15 protein-coding genes are annotated in these 17,423 nt (G+C 64.1%); 6 read left to right on the forward strand and 9 right to left on the reverse strand.

What is annotated here, in order from left to right; genetic code table 11:
* Positions 1-2: 2 nt before the first annotated feature.
* Positions 3-1,832 (reverse strand): penicillin-binding transpeptidase domain-containing protein, encoded by a 1,830-nt coding sequence (locus MTX35_RS12370; RefSeq protein WP_243595244.1) that lies wholly within the window; start codon positions 1,830-1,832, stop codon positions 3-5.
* A gap of 92 nt (positions 1,833-1,924) precedes the next feature.
* Here MTX35_RS12370 and MTX35_RS12375 point away from each other — a divergent pair, with 92 nt between their 5' ends.
* The 3 genes from MTX35_RS12375 (at position 1,925) to MTX35_RS12385 (ending at position 5,064) form a co-directional block, all read left to right on the forward strand.
* A complete protein-coding gene (locus MTX35_RS12375; RefSeq protein WP_243595245.1) occupies positions 1,925-2,470 on the forward strand; it encodes a hypothetical protein in 546 nt (181 codons plus the stop codon).
* Between the two features lie 133 nt (positions 2,471-2,603).
* On the forward strand, positions 2,604-4,214 hold the full coding sequence (locus tag MTX35_RS12380) for an ABC-F family ATP-binding cassette domain-containing protein (protein WP_243595246.1): 1,611 nt from the start codon (positions 2,604-2,606) through the stop codon (positions 4,212-4,214).
* 37 nt (positions 4,215-4,251) lie between these two features.
* Complete coding sequence (locus MTX35_RS12385) at positions 4,252-5,064, forward strand: alpha/beta fold hydrolase (RefSeq protein ID WP_374230282.1); 813 nt, start codon at positions 4,252-4,254, stop codon at positions 5,062-5,064.
* 68 nt (positions 5,065-5,132) lie between these two features.
* Here the strand turns inward: MTX35_RS12385 and MTX35_RS12390 are convergent, their stop codons facing one another.
* Complete coding sequence (locus MTX35_RS12390; RefSeq protein ID WP_243595330.1) at positions 5,133-6,821, reverse strand: AMP-binding protein; 1,689 nt, start codon at positions 6,819-6,821, stop codon at positions 5,133-5,135.
* Positions 6,822-6,925: 104 nt separating this feature from the next.
* Here MTX35_RS12390 and MTX35_RS12395 point away from each other — a divergent pair, with 104 nt between their 5' ends.
* Complete coding sequence (locus tag MTX35_RS12395) at positions 6,926-7,387, forward strand: DUF3995 domain-containing protein (RefSeq protein WP_243595247.1); 462 nt, start codon at positions 6,926-6,928, stop codon at positions 7,385-7,387.
* 8 nt (positions 7,388-7,395) lie between these two features.
* Here the strand turns inward: MTX35_RS12395 and MTX35_RS12400 are convergent, their stop codons facing one another.
* From MTX35_RS12400 to MTX35_RS12420, 5 genes are read right to left on the reverse strand one after another with little or no spacing between them, the layout of a single operon-like run.
* On the reverse strand, positions 7,396-8,502 hold the full coding sequence (locus MTX35_RS12400) for an ABC transporter ATP-binding protein (RefSeq protein WP_243595248.1): 1,107 nt from the start codon (positions 8,500-8,502) through the stop codon (positions 7,396-7,398).
* Between the two features lie 11 nt (positions 8,503-8,513).
* Positions 8,514-9,398 (reverse strand): carbohydrate ABC transporter permease, encoded by an 885-nt coding sequence (locus MTX35_RS12405; protein WP_243595249.1) that lies wholly within the window; start codon positions 9,396-9,398, stop codon positions 8,514-8,516.
* Positions 9,398-10,348, reverse strand: a complete 951-nt coding sequence (locus MTX35_RS12410) for a carbohydrate ABC transporter permease (RefSeq protein ID WP_243595250.1) — start codon at positions 10,346-10,348, stop codon at positions 9,398-9,400. Before MTX35_RS12410 ends, MTX35_RS12405 begins: the two co-directional genes overlap by 1 nt.
* The gene (locus MTX35_RS12415) at positions 10,345-11,679 is read right to left on the reverse strand and encodes a sugar ABC transporter substrate-binding protein (RefSeq protein ID WP_243595331.1); all 1,335 of its coding nucleotides are present in this window, start codon (positions 11,677-11,679) and stop codon (positions 10,345-10,347) included. The genes MTX35_RS12410 and MTX35_RS12415 overlap by 4 nt, the downstream gene beginning before the upstream one ends.
* Positions 11,680-11,693: 14 nt before the next feature.
* A complete protein-coding gene (locus MTX35_RS12420) occupies positions 11,694-12,719 on the reverse strand; it encodes a sugar-binding transcriptional regulator (protein ID WP_243595251.1) in 1,026 nt (341 codons plus the stop codon).
* 115 nt (positions 12,720-12,834) lie between these two features.
* On the opposite strand from MTX35_RS12420, the gene MTX35_RS12425 reads away from it, so the two are divergent.
* Both MTX35_RS12425 and MTX35_RS12430 read left to right on the forward strand, forming a co-directional pair.
* A complete protein-coding gene (locus MTX35_RS12425; RefSeq protein ID WP_243595332.1) occupies positions 12,835-13,857 on the forward strand; it encodes an NAD(P)-dependent alcohol dehydrogenase in 1,023 nt (340 codons plus the stop codon).
* On the forward strand, positions 13,854-15,329 hold the full coding sequence (locus MTX35_RS12430) for a mannitol dehydrogenase family protein (RefSeq protein WP_243595252.1): 1,476 nt from the start codon (positions 13,854-13,856) through the stop codon (positions 15,327-15,329). Before MTX35_RS12425 ends, MTX35_RS12430 begins: the two co-directional genes overlap by 4 nt.
* Here MTX35_RS12430 and MTX35_RS12435 read toward each other — a convergent pair.
* Positions 15,313-15,978: a TrkA family potassium uptake protein gene (locus MTX35_RS12435; protein WP_243595253.1), complete on the reverse strand. Its 666-nt coding sequence runs from the start codon at positions 15,976-15,978 to the stop codon at positions 15,313-15,315. The two genes, MTX35_RS12430 and MTX35_RS12435, sit on opposite strands and share 17 nt — an antisense overlap.
* Entirely contained in the window at positions 15,971-17,272 is a 1,302-nt protein-coding gene (locus MTX35_RS12440) for a TrkH family potassium uptake protein (protein ID WP_243595333.1), read from the reverse strand. Before MTX35_RS12440 ends, MTX35_RS12435 begins: the two co-directional genes overlap by 8 nt.
* Positions 17,273-17,423: the final 151 nt, after the last annotated feature.

Genomic DNA, 17,423 nt, shown 5'->3' on the forward strand with positions numbered 1-17,423 from the left:
GTTCACCTCAGGAAGCGACCCGCAGCTTCGATGGCCGGCGTCGAGCTGCCCGCGTTGTTCACGAATACCGCGAACGCGAGATCGCCGGAAATCCCGACGAACCAACCGTGAGCGCCTTCGTTGTTGGCACCGAATTCAGCGGTGCCGGTCTTGCCGAGCAACCCGGGGATGTCGTTCAGCGCCGTGGCCGTGCCGCCGGTGATGGTCTCGCGCATCATCGTCTTGAGCTGTTCGGTCACCTGCGGGTTCACCGCTGTCGGCTGCATGTTGCCCACGCCGGGCTCACCTGCGACGACCGTGGGCGCACGCAATCCGTTGTTGGCAATGGACGACGCCACCAGCGCCATACCGAACGGCGACGCGGTCACCTGGCCCTGGCCGATGGCGGATTCGACGCGCTGCGCCGGGGTATCGGCCGACGGCACCGAGCCGGTGACGGTGGTCAGGCCCGGGGTCACGTAGTCGACGCCGAGTCCGAACTGAGCAGCCGCGTCGGTCAGACCGTTCGGCGGGAGAGCGACACCGAGCCGGCCCATCGTCGTGTTGCAGGACTTGGCGAAGGCGGTGTGGAGCGGCACGTCGCCGAGAGCGAAGTTGTCGTCGTTCGGGATCTGCCTGCCTTCGATGTTCTCGGTCGCCGGGCAAGGCAACACCGTGTCGGGGGTGACGGCTCCGGACTGCAGAGCAGCCGAGGTGGTGACCGTCTTGAAGGTCGATCCCGGCGGGTACAGGCCGGTCAAGGCAATCGGACCCTCGGCATCCGCGGCGGCGTTCTGCGCTACGGCCAGAACATCTCCCGTCGACGGCCGAAGCGCAACGATCGCCGCCTGCTGCGGCAACGACGCCAGAGCGTTCTCGGCTTTGAGTTGCAGCGCCGAGTCGACGGTGGTCGCGATGTCCTCACCGGTGCTCGCATCGCGTCCGGCGAGCTGGGTGACGGTGCCATCGGCCGCGACCGCTTGGATCGCCCAGCCACGATTGGCGGCTTGCTCCTGCTCCCACAGCGTCGTCAGGTCACTGAGTACCGGCGAGACGAGGTTGCGATCGGTGGCCAACAGTCGCGTCTGCGGGGCGAGCGTGACTCCGGGGATCGTCGCGAGCTGCGCGCCGATGGGGTCGATGTCGGCCTGGCGGAGCGAGACTATGGTTGCTGAATTACCCTGCGCGGCAGCAACAGTCGACGCGATGGATTCCGCGGTGATCCCCGGAACGACGGGTCCGACGAGATTCGCGACCGCTACCGGATCGGCCGTCGCATCGACGTTGACGAGGGTGACGACCTGCTGCGACATGAGCTCGTTGCCGTTGGCATCGAAGATTCGAGGCGCGACGAGCGCGTCGGTCGGGGTGAACCGCACGGATGAATCGGCCGTCAGCCCGGGCACCAACATTGCCGGGTCCCAGGTGATCTTCCAACCCTGCTCGGTCTCCGCCGCGGTCGCCGAGGTGGTGTAGCTCCACTCCTTCGGCTCACCGTCGGGTTCGGCGGTGCCGTCGGTGGTCGTCGAGAAGCGCCAGTCGGCATTCAACGTGAACGAACCGGCGTCCTCGTTGGGGTCGACGGCCTCGAAATCGGGAGTTGCCGTGACCGTTCCGCCACCGGACAAACCGTCGTACAACGCGGTGAGCGCTGCCGTCGCACCCGCCGGATCGGTGGTCAACGCAGCCGCCTGATCGATGTTCGAGCTGTTCACCGCGGCCGCGAACTGCTCGGCGACCGTCTGCGGCTGATCCGGACCACTCTGACCGCAGGCGGCAAGCACCAACGCCGATACGGACACGATCACGGCCAGAGTCGTCGGTCTTCTCGAAGTGCGCACGGAGTCGATCATGCCCCAGCGCCTCCGCGAAACACTGGTGGCACGATCCTGAAATTGGGTGTAATTATGTAATCAGTCTTACAACCACAATCTCGGGAGCCCACATGAAACCCAACGGACGCTCGTTCGGTCGCCCCGGCGGCTGGCAGCACGCAGACATTCCGGACGCCACCGACGCAGCCGACTGGTTCGGTGGCCGACTCCCGGACACCTGGTTCGACGGTGCCGCCTCCGTCGAGGTCGATCGAGAGGAGATAGTCGTCGTCGGGACACTGCCCGTGGAGCAGGACAGTTCACCCGCAGCCACCGAGGGCCGTATCGCGCGGTTCCGGGAAACGACCCGCGGCGACCGCATGCAGATCGCCGACGAGGCCGAGAAGCGGTACGGACGCAAGGTCGCCTGGGGAGTGAAAACCGGATCCGAGACGGTCCTGTTCACCCACCTCGCGGTACCGGTCATGACGCGCCTACGTCAGCCCGAGCGTCGCGTCCTGGACACCCTCGTCGACGCCGGTGTCGCCCGGTCTCGCGCCGACGCCCTCGCCTGGGCCGTCAAGCTGGTCGGCGAACACACGCAGGAGTGGCTCGACGAACTGCGCGGAGCCATGGAGACGGTCGACGAACTGCGCAAGAAGGGCCCCACGGTGTAATTCGCTTGCATGCTCGTCGGGTTCGGGGCTAGCGTGGTTCTCGCCTTGTTGCCCACAGATTCGGAGAGGCCATTGCTCTTCCAGAGGTTCTAGACGCCTGCAGATCGTCCGCATGCACACCTTTGGAGCGCCCATGCCTCATTCATCCTCCCTTTCTGTCTCGAACCTGACGTTCTCCTGGCCCGACGGCGACCCCGTGTTCGACGCCTTGTCGGCCATCTTCCCCAGCGGCACAACAGGTCTCATCGGATCCAACGGCGCTGGGAAGTCGACGCTCTTGAGATTGCTCGCCGGGGAACTGACTCCGCAGCGAGGATCCATCTCGATGCCGGGCGTCTTGGGGTACCTGCGTCAGGACGTCGCCCTGGACCCCGACCTACCCGTGGATCGGGTCCTGGCGATCGATTCCGTGCGAAAAGCACTGCACCGCATCGAATCCGGGGAGTCCACCGAGGACGACTTCGCGATCGTCGGGTCCGCCTGGGATGTCGAGGAACGCGCTCTGGCACTGCTGAGCAAGCTCGGACTCGGCGGCATCGTCGGCTCTCTCGATGACCTCGATCGACGGGTCGGCACCCTGTCGGGCGGCGAGACCATGCTGCTCGCTCTCACGGCAGAGTTACTGGCCGAGCCCGACGTACTGCTGTTGGACGAGCCCACCAACAACCTCGATCAGGTTGCGCGAGAACGCTTGTACACGGTGGTCGACGGCTACACGGGTGTGCTGATCGTGTGTACTCACGATCTCGAGTTGCTCGAACGCGTCGACACCATCGCCGAGGTCCGGGCCGAGCGCAGCGGAGTCTCGCGGCTGCGCATGTTCGGCGGCAACTATCAGCACTATCGCTCGGTGGTCGACGCAGAACAGGAGGCGGCACGGGCAACTATCCGCGACGCCAAGAACGACGTCCGCAAGCAGGAACGCGAATTGATCGACACACACATCAAACTCGACAGACGCCTGCGCTTCGGCAAGAAGATGGAAGAGCAGAAGCGCGTGCCTCCGATCCTTGCAGGCCGACGCAAGCGAGCCGCACAGGAATCAGCCGGCAAACTTCGCGGAACCCACAGCGACCGCGTCGACGACGCCCGATCATCACTGTCGGCCGCCGAGGATCTCCTGCGCGACGACCGCGAGATTCGCGTCGAGCTCCCGGCAACGAAAGTTCATCCCGGCCAAGTGGTTCTGACTCACGAGGATGTCACTGTCGTGGGTCCGGAACGCATAGCCCTGATCGGACCGAACGGTAGCGGCAAGACCACCCTGTTGCGGGTCTTGGACGCCAGCGGGGCAGAGGTGCCATGGAAGTATCTGCCCCAACGACTCGACGTCTTCGACGAAGCTCGCACCGTCGCCGAGAACGTATCCGACGTTGCACCACACGCCACCGCCGAACAGATCCGGGGACAACTCGCGCGCTTCCTGTTCCGCGGATCCGACGCCGACGCCGTGGTCGCCACCCTCTCCGGTGGCGAACGCCTGCGGGCGGCACTGGCACGAATTCTTCTCGCAGAGCCTGCTCCGAAACTGCTGATGCTCGACGAACCCACCAACAACCTCGACATCACCAGCCGACAACACCTCATCGACGCGCTCGGGACATTCGAGGGTGCGCTGATCATCGCGAGCCACGATCGACCGTTCCTGGATGCCATCGCTCCCACCCGCACTCTTGACCTCACCCCGACCCCCGAGTCCGCCGAATCCGCCGAAGAAGCGCCCACCCGTAGGGACTCAATGTGACATTTGGTGGCCTTTGTGGGGGTCAATGTCACGTTGAGTGGACTTGAAGGAAGACAATCGCGAGGTGGAGTACGCCTCGAATGCAGATGATGGAACACGGATCGCGTACACGGTGGTGGGGTCCGGCCCACCGTTGTTGATGGTGCACGGCAGTTTTCTGACGCACACGATTTGGCGGACGTTCGGCTATGTGAAGGCGCTACGTGGCAGTCGGCAGTTGATTCTGATCGACAGTCGTGGGCACGGCCGCAGCGATAAGCCGCATTCTCCCGACGCCTATGCGATGAGCACTATCGTCGGCGATCTGACGGCGGTGCTCGATGCGGTGGGTGTCGACACCGTCGACTATCTGGGGTATTCGTTCGGGGCCCGGGCGGGCTTGGCGTTGACCGCGGCGAGGCCCGAGCGAGTGCGATCACTGGCCGTCGGCGGCGGTAGTCACGGCGCTCAGGCCGGCGCGTTCGATCGCCTGTTCTTCCCCGGGTGCGCAGATGTGTTGGAGCAGCGCGGCATGGACGGCTTTCTCGAGGTGTGGAGCAGCCACCGCATGTTCCCCATCGACGCCGGAACGCGAGCGGTGTTCTCCGCCAACGACGCTCGAGCCATGGCCGCGTACATCCGAGCGTCCGACGCCGACCCCGGCCTACCCGACGAGGCGTTGCAGCGGTTCACCCAGCCGTCGCTGTTCTACGTCGGCAGCCAGGACGGCACCAGGCTCGACGACACACGCGCTGCCGCCGCGCTGGTTCCGAACTCCGAATTGCACGTCATTCGCGGCTTCGACCACGCGACAACGATGGCCGCTTCCGAGGAGGTACTCGGCGTCCTCGAACGGTTCTGGGGCAGGTGACCTGAGTGTCCACAATTCGCCTCGAGAATCGGGATCCCGCCTCCCCAGGCAAATAGTGGACAGCCACATCACCTCTTCAGCGCAGGGAACTGATCGTCACGCCACTCGGTGTCCAGTGGACCCACGGCTGCGTCCTCGCGAGCGCGCAGCTCCACTCGGCGGATCTTGCCCGAGATGGTTTTCGGTAGCTCGAAGAACTCGATACGTCGAACGCGCAGGAACGGGGCCAGGTGCTCGCGGGCGTACTTGAGGATCTCGAACGCCGTGGCTTCGTTGGGTTCCCAGCCCGACGCCAATGCCACGTACGCCTTGGGGACGGCAAGTCGCGTCTCGTCCGGGGCCGGAACCACCGCGGCCTCGGCCACGGCGGGGTGTTCGATGAGTACGCTTTCGAGCTCGAACGGGGAGATCTTGTAGTCCGAGGCCTTGAACACGTCGTCGGTGCGGCCGACGTAGGTGATGTAGCCCTCGGAGTCCCGAGATGCGACGTCGCCGGTGTGGTAGTAGCCGTCGGCCATGACAGCAGCATTGCGTTCGGGGTCTCCGAGGTAGCCGGTCATCAGGTTGAACGGATTCTGGGCCAGGTCGAGGCAGATCTCGCCCTCGTCGGCGAGTTCGCCGGTGGTGGGGTCGACGATCACCACCGGTACACCCGGCAGCGGCCTCCCCATCGAACCGGACTTGAGCACTGCGCCCGGTGTATTGGCAACCAGCGCAGTGGTTTCCGTCTGCCCGAATCCGTCGCGAATGTTCAGACCCCACTCCCGCTGCACCGTGGCGATCACCTCGGGGTTGAGCGGCTCACCGGCACCGATGGCCTCGCGTAGGGAACCACCGCCACCGGCGAGATCGGCCTGAATCAGCATGCGCCACACCGTCGGTGGTGCACAGAACGTGGTCACCTCGGCCCGCCGGATCTGCTCGAGCAATGCCTTCGCGTCGAATTTGCCGTAGTTGTAGATGAAGATGGTTGCCTCGGCGATCCACGGCGCAAAGAAGCAACTCCACGCGTGCTTGGCCCACCCGGGCGAGCTGATGTTCAGGTGCACGTCACCAGGCCGCAGCCCCAGGAAGTACATCGTGCTCAGATGCCCCACGGGATAGGAGATCTGAGTGTGCTCGACAAGCTTGGGCTTGCTCGTAGTACCAGAGGTGAAGTACATCAGCAGGCGGTCGTCGGGCGCAGTGACGGACTCGAACGGCCGGGCCTCCACGGATCGAGCATCGGAGTAATCGAGCCAGCTGTCGTGTGCGGAGGTCGCGATACGCAGGTAGTCACCGGGGACGTCGTCGAATTTGCCGGTGTCCGAGGGGTTCACGATCACTGCGCGGGCATTGCCGCGTACCACGCGATCGGTCAGGTCTGCGGATCCGATGGCCGTGGTGGTCGGCATCAGGACCGCGCCCAGCTTCATCACCGCGAGCATCGCTTCCCACAGTTCCACCTGATTGCCGAGCATGAGAATGACCGAGTCGCCGCGGCCGATGCCCTGTTGCTCGAGCCACCTGGCGACCTGATCGGAGCGACGCGCGATGTCGTCGAAGCTGTACTTGGCCTCGCTACCGTCCTCCTCGACGATCCACAGCGCAGTGCCGTCGTTGTCTCGTGCGATCGCATCGAACCAATCGATCGCCCAGTTGAACGTCTCACCGAACGACGGCCACTCGAAAGTCGATACAGCTCGGTCGTACTCGCCGTACGTGTCGAGCAGTAGATCGCGTGCGTCCCTGAATGCCGTGTACGCCGATTCGGCCATGTTTCCTCCGTAGCCTGTGATGCCCATCACCGCCACGGTAGGGGAGATGAACAATCCCTCGCTACCCCTGAACGGGGGTGCCGACTCGGCTAGCCTCCATCACCGTGACCATCGGATTCTTTGCGATCGCATGTGCACTGGGAATAGTTCACGCCGCGTTCTCCGGCTATTGGGCCGCGGGTGGGCGGTGGATGCTCGATACCGTCGGCTCCTTCGCCACAGAGTGGGTGGACACCGAACCGCAGACAGCGCGAACGGCGCTGCTGGTGCTCACACTGGTCAAACTCGCAGCGGCAATTCTCCCTGCCCTCGCCTACCTGAACCGGCCACGCCTGGCAGCACGGAACCGGACCCGGCTGCCGTCGTTGATTCTCGGCATATCCTGGCCCGGCTCTGTGCTGCTGATCCTGTGGGGCGGAGCGTCGTTCGTCGGCGCGGTGATCGGCCTGATCGCCTCGGACGAGAACCGAAGCGTCAAGTACGGACACCTGTTCTTCGACGGCACCTTCCTGCTCTGGGGTGCCGCCCTCGTGACGGCACTGATCCTGGCACGAAAAGCCGCGTAACGACAGCGTTAGATGCGCTCCCCCGACTCGGGGTGGAAGAGGTGGATTGCACCGTCGAGGCGCGTCAGGCCGATGCTCTCGCCGATCTTTGCCGGAGCGCGCACTGCCGAACGCGCAACCAACGACACGGGTCCGCCGTCGAGTCCCTTGACCTTCGGGTCGTCGAGGTGCGCGTAGACGTAGGACTCGCTGCCCAGCTCCTCGATGAGATCGACCTTGCCCTCGAAGCCCTCGCCGCCGCCGTGGACGATGCCGAGGTTCTCGGGCCGCATTCCGATGGTGACCTCGTCGATACCCAGGCTCGCGAGCTTGGTCAGCTCGTCGCGCTCGAGCGGGAGCAGGAACTTGCCGATCTGGACGCCGCCCGAGCCGATGGGCACCGTCATCAGGTTCATCGCCGGCGAGCCGATGAATCCTGCGACGAACGCGTTGACCGGGTTGTCGTACAGGTCTGTGGGAGAGGCGAACTGCTGCAGCTTGCCACCACGAAGGACGGCGACACGATCGCCCATCGTCATGGCCTCGACCTGATCGTGGGTGACGTAGACGGTCGTGGTGCCGAGCCTGCGCTGCAACGCCGCGATCTGCGTACGCGTTTGCACCCGTAGCTTGGCGTCGAGGTTGGACAACGGCTCGTCCATGCAGAACACCTGCGGCTCACGAACGATGGCGCGGCCCATGGCAACTCGCTGACGCTGGCCGCCCGAGAGCTTGCCGGGCTTGCGGTCCAGGTACTCGGTGAGGTCGAGAACCTTCGCCGCCTCGGCCACCTTCTTCGTCCGCTCTTCGAGCGAGACTCCGCGCATCTTGAGCGCGAAGCCCATGTTCTCCCCGACGGTCTTGTTGGGGTAGAGCGCGTAGTTCTGGAAGACCATGGCGATGTCGCGGTCCTTGGACGGAACGCCCACCATGTTCTTGCCGCCGATTTCGATTGCGCCACCGTCGATCTCCTCGAGACCGGCGAGCATACGAAGGGCCGTGGACTTGCCGGAGCCGGACGGTCCGACCAGGACGACGAACTCGCCGTCCTCGATCTCGAGGTCGAGGGAATCGACGGCGAGCGAATCGGCACCTTCGTAGACGCAGGATGCCTTCTTGTACGTGATTGCAGCCATGAGACTTTCTCCTATTTGATGGCGCCGAAGGACAGGCCGCGCACGAGCTTGTTCTGCGCGAACCATCCGGCAAGGACGACGGGGAGTGCTGCGAACGTCGCAGCGGCGGACAGCTGAGCCCAGTACAGGCCCTGGCCGGTGATGAATCCGACGAGGTACACCGGAATCGTCTGGGCCTGAACAGCAGTGAGGTTGACGGCGAAGAAGAACTCGTTCCACGAGAAGATCACGCAGATCAACGACGTCGCCGCGATGCCCGGAGAGACGAGCGGCAGAATCACCTCACGCACCGAGGTCCACAGCGATGCACCGTCCATGCTGGCGGCCTCGAGCAGTTCCGACGGTACTTCCATGAAGAACGAACGCATCATCCACACGGCGATAGGAAGGTTCATCGCGGTGTAGAGGACCACCAGCGCCCAGATGTTGTCCAGCATGCCGATGTCACCGACGATGACGTACAGCGGCACGATGACAGCGACGACGGGCAGCATCTTGGTCGAGATGAAGAAGAACAGCACGTCCTGGGTCTTCTTGACCGGTCGCAGCGACAGCGCGAACGCCGCCGGAACACCCAGTAGCAGAACGAGAATCGTCGAGACGATCGTCGCGAACGCCGAGTTCAGCAGGGTGGTGCCGATCCCGCTCTCGAGGACGCCTCGATACTGATCGAGGGTGGGGGTGAAGAGCAGCTTCGGCGGGTTGGAGTAGGCGTCGGCCTCCTGCTTGAAGCCGGTGATCACCATCCAGAGCACGGGGAAGAAGAAGGCGATACCGGCCACCCAGGCAACGAAGGACCAGATCGTGCCCGGTCCCCACTTGCTCTTCTTACGAATCTCCTGCCCGTCCGAGGTCTGCGCGACGGCCTTCTTCTTGCTCGTGGTTGCCGTGCTCATCACGCCGCCTCCTCGTTTGCGCTGAAGCTCTTGAAGATCAGTCTCAGCGCCAGAGTGCTGAGGATGATGGTTGCCACCACGGTGACGACGCCCATGGCCGCGGCCTGACCGATGTCGAAGCCGAGGAAGGCACGTTGGTAGATGTAGAACGGCAGGTTGGCCGACGCGACTCCCGGTCCACCGGAGGTCATCATGTACACGGCGTCGAAGGTGTTGACGAGGTAGATCGCACCGAGAACCGTGCCCAGTTCGATGAACCGGCGCAGGTGCGGCAACGTCAGCTCACGGAAGAGCTTGAACGGGCCTGCCCCATCCACGCGTGCGGCCTCGGCGATGTCCTTGGGCATGGACTGCAGCCCCGCCAGAATCAGCAGCATCATGAACGGCGTCCACTGCCACACCAGGTTCGTCATGACCGCAGCCAGGGGGAACCGCGAGACCCAGTCGATCTCACCGACACCGAACGGGCTCAGGGCGAAGTTGATCAGACCGAAGACGGGATCGAACATCGTCGTCTTCCAGATCAGCGCACCGGCCACCGGGGTGACGAGGAACGGGGTGATCAACAACGTACGGATCAGACTGCGTCCGATGAACTTTCGATCGAGCAGCAACGCGAGGGCCAGACCGAGGATCACCGAGATGATCACCGTTCCCACGATCATGATCACGGTGTTCATCGCGACCTCGCGGAACTGACTGTCGCGGAACACGTCGATGTAGTTGTTCAGACCGTTGAACTCACGCGAACCCGGACGAACGAGGTTCCAGGACTGCGTCGAGTAGTACAGCGTGAACAGGAACGGGATCTGCGTGACGATGATGGCGAACACCAACGCCGGCAACAGCGGGCCGCGTCGACGCCAGCCCTCGGCCTTGGAGATCGTTCTCGGTCGCGGTACGAACTTCTCCGGTTCGGTCGGAGCCGTCCGTTCTTCGGTGGTGGTCATCCCTGGTCCTCCTGATACGTCCTGCCGACCACTTCGGCGTATTGCTGCGATTGGTCGAGCGCCTCCTGGACGCTGATCTGTCCTGCGATCGCGGCGCTGATCTGTTGGCTGACCCGGGTACCGAGATCCTGGAACTCGGGAATGGTCAGAAATTGGACACCGGTGTACGGAACCGGATCCACGGTGGGGTTGTTCGGGTCGGCACTGTCGATGGAGTCGAGAGTCAGCTGACCGTAGGCGGCCGACGCCTCCGCATACTCGGGAATCTCGTAGGTCGACAGACGGCTTCCGGGAGGCACACGCTCCCAACCGAGTTCGTTACCGACCTTGTTCAGGTACTCCTTGCTGGTCATCCACGAGACGAACTTCCACGCCTCGTCGGGGGCCTCGCTGGTCTTGGGGATTCCCAGGGCCCAGGAGTACAGCCAGCCGTTGTCGCCCTTGACCGCCGACGGGGCCTTGGCGTAACCGATCTGCCCGACGACGTTGCTCGACGACGGGTCCTCGAGGACCGAGACGGCCGAGGTGGCGTCGTACCACATCGCTGTATTTCCCTGTGAGAGTTGCGTTCCGCACTCACTGAAGCCACTGGTGGCCGCGCCGGCCTGACCATGCTCGCGCACGGTGTCGACGTAGAACTCCACGGCGTCGACGACCTCGGGACTGTTCAACTGAGCGTTCCAGTTCTCGTCGTACCAGCGGCCACCGAACGCGTTGATGACCGTGTTCAGCGGAGCGAGCACCTCACCCCAGCCGGGCTTGCCGCGCAGGCAGATTCCGGACAGTCCGGGGCTGTCGAGTGCAGCAGCGGCATCGGCCACCTGCTGCCAGGTGGGCTCGGCCGGCATGTCGATACCGGCCTGCTCCATCAGGTCCTTGCGGTACATCAGGAACGACGACTCACCGTAGAACGGCACGGAGTACATGCTGCCCTCGTACGACAGCGATTCCTTCAACGTCGGAATGAAGTCGTCCTCGTCGTACCCCGGCGTGGCGTCGGCGTACTCGGAAAGATTGGTGAGCCAACCGTTCTCGGCCCACTGCGGGGTCTCGAAGTTGCTGATCATCACCACGTCGAACTCACCGCCGCCGGTTGCCACCGAGGCCGTGATCTTGGCACGGGCCTCGTTCTCCGACAACGACACGAACTTGAGATTGATGCCCGGGTTCTCCGCCTCGAACTCGGGCGCAAGCGAGATGGCATCGGACATCTGTGAATTCGAGACGATCGCGACGGTGATCGTCGTACCGTCACCGTCACCGCCGAACGAGCCGGCACCGGCACATCCGGACAGCACCAAGGTCGTCGCGAGCGAGGTCGCGACAACCACTTTCGGTAGAGCTTTCACTGAGATACCTTTCCATTCGACGCTGATGTGGATCTATCGACGAGCCAACGCGCGCTGTCGATGTCGGTGACCAGGATCGATGCCAGTCCACCGCGAAGCGCACCGAGCAGCGCTTCGTGTTTTCGTTTTCCGCCGGTGACCAGCACGGCCCGGTCGCACGCCCTGATGGCGTCGAGTCCCACCGACACGGTGCGGCCGGGGAGCGACCCTCCGGTGTCGTTGCCGTCCGCGTCGTAGAACCGGCCACCGATCTCACCGACCGCGCCGAGTCTGCGCAGTTCGTCGAGCACATCGAGGTCGATGAAGCTGCCCTCGAACAACGTGGTGGACGTGGAAACGGGACCGATGCCGTACATCATCACATCGGCATCGGTCCCGGCTTTGAGGGCGCGAGAGATCACGGAATCCTGCTCCAACGCAACGACAGTCGCCTGATCAGCGTACAGCGGCGCGTTGAGCCTGATGGGTGTCGCCTGCAGATACGCAGCGCACCGTCCGAGTGTGTACTCGACACCGGTCTGATAGTCGGCCGAGGTGATGGAACCGTCGAGTTGCACCACCGCAGCACATTTGGTGGCTCGAGTCTTCAGCGAGCTCGCCACCGCCACCGTCTCGGGTCCCCATGTGAAGCCGAGGACATCACGATCCTTGAGTCGACGGGAAAGCAACGTCGCTGCCGCACGACCCAGGGACCCGTAGCCGGTGTCCGTGCCGTCGATGACGTCCGACACGACCAGCACCTCGGTGAGTCCGAACTTCGCTTCGAGCTCGCGCTCGACGTCCGCATGCACGGTGCCCTGCAGATCGTCGGGGACGTTGATCTCGATCGTCACGAGCCCCTGGGTGCGAGCGCGAGCCACCAACCGTCCTGCTGTCGGCCGCGAGACGCCGAGCTTCACGGCGATCTCGGCCTGAGTCGCGCCTTCGAGGTGGTACATGGTCGCGGCGCGCAGAGCCAGGCGGAGGTCCTCTCCGGACCGCGGAGCCTGTGTCCCCGCTGGATCGGATCTCGATCCATCCATGTCGCCTCCCAAGCTGTGAGCAGATGCTCAACTCGTGTTCATCTGCTCACTAAGCTAACATTAAGGTGTGATCTACACAACACCCCCTCGCACGCAGCGACCCGTGCCACAGTCCATGCAGGTCAGCGTCCTGACCGGAGTGCAGCACATACGACTCGCCGAACGGCCCGTCCCCACGCCCGCGCACGACGAGGTCCTCGTGCAGGTCACGGCAGTCGGGGTGTGCGGTTCCGACGCGCATTACTACCGCGAGGGACGCATCGGCGACTACGTGGTCGACGGCCCCCTCGTACTCGGACACGAGGCGGCGGGCGTCATCGTGGCCGTGGGCACCGAAGTCTCCGACACCCGCATCGGACAGCGAGTGTCCATCGAGCCGCAGCGCCCCGATCCCACCAGCGCACAATCCCGTGCAGGTCGCTACAACCTGTGCCCGGCCATGGAATTCTTCGCGACGCCGCCCATCGACGGAGCGCTCGCGGAGTACGTGCTGATCCAATCGACCTTCGCGCACGACGTCCCCGACGACATCTCCGACGAGGCAGCCGCCCTCTTCGAACCACTGTCGGTCGGCATCGCGTCGGCCCAGAAGGCACGCATCTCCGCCGGTTCGAGCGTGCTCATCGCAGGAGCGGGTCCCGTCGGTCTCGTCACGGCGCAGGTCGCGCGCGCATTCGGCGCCACCGAGGTGATCGTCACCGATATCGACGCTTCCCGCCGCGCCAACGCAGAGAGATTCGGTGCGACGCGGGTGATCGACCCCGCCGCCGAGGACGTGCGTGCCGTGACGGTCGACGCCTTCATCGACGCCTCCGGTGCGGCCCGAGCCGTGATCGACGGCATTCACGCGGTCCGACCCGCCGGCACTGTCGTCCTCGTCGGCATGGGCGGGTCGGACTACCCACTGCCGATCTCGGTGATCCAGAACCGAGAGTTGCTGCTCACCGGCGTCTTTCGCTATGCCAACACATGGCCGATCGCACGCGCGCTGGTGGCGTCGGGCATGGTGGATCTCGACGCTATGGTGACGGCGAGGTTCGGACTCGACGGCGTGGAGGATGCATTGAACGCCGACAGGCAACCCGGAAGCATCAAAGCCGTAGTCATTCCAGGACTTTCGAAGGAGACGAACGCATGAAGCTGAACTCGCAGAACCTCGCCGACTTCATCGAGGACGTCGCAGTTCCGACGTACGACCGATCCGAAGTGACGGTGGGCATCGTGCATTTCGGTGTCGGCGGCTTCCATCGCGCCCACCAGGCAATGTATGTCGACCGCCTGTTGCAGCAGGGGCAGGCACTGGACTGGGGAATCTGCGGAGTCGGGGTGATGCCAGGAGACCGGCGAATGCACGACGTCATGCAGGCACAGGACTGCCTGTACACGTTGGCGCTCAAGCATTCCGACGGCACGTGGGACACCCGCGTCATCGGATCCATCGTCGAGTACCTGTTCGCACCGGACGACGCCGAGGCCGTGATCGAGAAGATGGCCGCCGACACGACCAAGATCGTCTCGCTCACCATCACCGAGGGCGGCTACAACTTCTCGGCGACCACCGGCGAGTTCGACGCGGAGAACCCGGCCATCGTCGCCGACCTCGTCGACGGCGCAGTACCCGCAACGACATTCGGGCTCGTCATCGAGGCGCTGGCCCGACGCAAGGAACGTGGCATGACGCCGTTCACTGTCATGTCCTGTGACAACATCGAGGGCAACGGCCACATGGCACAGTCGACGTTCACGACGTTCGCACGCCTGAAGGACCCGGCATTGGCCGACTGGATCGACGCCGAAGGGGCGTTCCCCAACTCGATGGTCGATCGCATCACACCGGTCACGACGCCGGAAGTGACCGAACAGCTTTCGGTGCGATATGCGATCGACGACCAGTGGCCCGTCGCGGGCGAACCGTTCACGCAGTGGGTGCTGGAGGACAAGTTCACCCTCGGCCGTCCGCCGCTGGAGGATGTGGGCGTTCAGGTGGTCGAGGATGTCACCCCGTACGAACTGATGAAGCTGCGGTTGCTCAATGCCAGCCATCAGGCGCTGGCGTACTTCGGTTACCTCAGTGGCTATCGCCTCGTCCACGAGGTCTGCCAGGATTCGCTGTTCGCGGACTTCCTGCTCGCCTACATGGACGAGGAGGCAACCCCGACGCTGCAGCCGGTCCCCGGCATCGATCTGACCGACTACAAGAAGACGTTGATCGAGCGGTTCTCCAACCCGGAGATTCGCGATACCGTCGCCCGTCTGTGCGCCGAGTCCTCGGATCGAATTCCCAAGTGGCTCTTACCCGTCATCCGCAAGAACCTCGAGACCGGTGGGGAGATCGCCCGCTCCACCGCAGTGGTGGCCAGTTGGGCTCGCTACGCCGAGGCCGTCGACGAAGCCGGCGAGCCCATCGAGATCGTCGATCAGTTGAAGGACTCGCTGGTGCCGATCGCGCAGAGCCAGCGCGAGAACCCCACAGCGTTCATCGCGAACCGCTCAGTGTTCGGCGATCTGATCGACAACGAGCGCTTCGTCGCCGAGTACACGAAACAGCTGTCGTCTCTGCAGGAGCGAGGAGCACGCGCGACGCTGGAATCACTCAGGTCGACTCACTGAAACGTTCGGCGTCTCGAACCTGACCGGAGACGATGACGGTATCGCCTGCGCCGATCACCGTGTCGGCCGTGGCGTAGGTGAATCCCTCACCCTGACGCTTGACCGCGACGACGGTGACACGATGCTTGGTACGTATTCCGCTCTCGCCCAACTTCTTTCCGATGATGGAGGTGGGTGGAGAGGTCTTGATCATGGCGAAACCGTCGTCGAATTCGATGTAGTCCATCATCCGGCCGCGGACCAGGTGGGCGACGCGCTTGCCCATGTCGTGCTCGGGCCTGACCACATGGTGCACGCCGATCTGGGTGAGGATCTTGGCGTGTGCGTTGCTGATCGCCTTGGCCCAGATGTGGGACACCGACAGGTTTATCAGCGCGGATGCGGTCAACAGACTCGCCTCGAGATCGGATCCGATGCCCACGACTGCGCGGTCGTACTCGTGCACCGACAGTTGTCGCAACGACTCCTCGTCTGTGGTGTCGGCCACTGCGGCGTGCGTGAGCCGGTCCGAGACACGTTGCACCACAGCCTCGTCGGTGTCGATGCCGAGGACTTCGACACCCTGGCCCATCAGTTCCAGTGCCAGCGATTTGCCGAATCGGCCGAGGCCGAGGACGACGACGACTTCGGAGGACGGTTTCCTAGCCAATGAACGGCCTTTCGGTGGGGAGCGTGTAACGCCGACCGCGGTCGCGGGCAGCAAGGGCACTGACCAGGGTGATGGAACCGATGCGGCCCAGATACATCAGAACGATCAGAATCACCTGACCCCACCCGGGCAACTGCGCGGTGATGCCGGTGGACAGACCGACGGTGGCGAAGGCCGAGACGACCTCGAACAGCAGGACGTCGAGGTCGAAGTCCGTGCCCGCCAGCAACGCGACGACCGGGAGCATGACCAACGCGACGCCGATCAGTGCCACGGTCAACGCCTGGCGCTGTACGCGCGGATCGATTCTGCGATCGAAGATACTCACATCGCGATCGCCACGAATTTCGGCGAGGATGACGAACAGCAACAGGGCGAACGTGGTGACCTTGATGCCGCCTGCGGTGCCGCCACTGCCGCCACCGATGAACATGAGAACGTCGGTGACCAGCAGAGTCGCGTTGTCGGCATCGGCGTAGTCGATGCTGTTGAACCCGGCGGTGCGCGGCATGACGCCCGCGAAAGTGGCGACGAGCATTTTGTCCCAGATCCCGTAGCCGCCCAGAGTCCTGGCCCATTCGAGCAACAGAATCAGCGCCGGTCCCGCCACGAGTAGAACGCCGGTGACCGAGAGCGTCAGGCGGGTGTGCAGCGACCATCTCTGTCGACCTCGACGCCGCCGAACGTGCCGGAACAGCTCGAACAGAACCGGAAAGCCGATGCCTCCCAGCACGACGGCGACCATCACTGGAACACAGATCCACGGGTCGGTGGCGAATCCGATCAGGCTGTCACTGAAGAGAGCGAATCCGGCATTGTTGAACGCCGACACGGAATGGAAGACACCGAGCCAGATCGCCCGACCGGGACTTTCGCCGTATCCGATCGCGAACCTGAGCGCGAGAGCGATCGCGACGACGGTCTCGATCAGCAGGCTGGTTCGGAACACTCCGATGACAACGCTGCGAACGTCGCCGAGCCCGGAGGTACGCACCTCTGCAGCGGCATTGAGTCTGCCACGCAGTCCAATTCGGTCGGCGAGCACCAAACCGACCAACGACGCGATCGTCATGATGCCGAATCCACCGATCTGGATCAGACCGAGTATCACTCCTTGCCCGAAGCCCGACCAGTACACCGGGGTGTCCACCACGATCAGGCCCGTCAGACTGACCGCCGAGGTGGACGTGAACAACGCCTGCAGTACTCCGGCCTCACTCCCGGACTGGGTGGAGCCCGGAATCAGCAGCACGCCTGCCCCGAAGACAATGGCGAGCGCAAAGCCGGACGCCATGACCCGAACCGGCGTGGGTCGAAAGATCGCGGACCATCGCGATGCCTGGTGAGCGTCTGTCACTCGAGAAACAGTACTGTGCGCTCCGCGCAGTGGTGGGATTCGTCCGTCGGCGCGGACGACGATGGGCTGAACGGTGCTCTCGATATCG

The organism is Rhodococcus sp. ARC_M12 (assembly GCF_022810385.1).
GTDB classification, from domain to species: Bacteria; Actinomycetota; Actinomycetes; order Mycobacteriales; family Mycobacteriaceae; genus Rhodococcoides; species Rhodococcoides navarretei.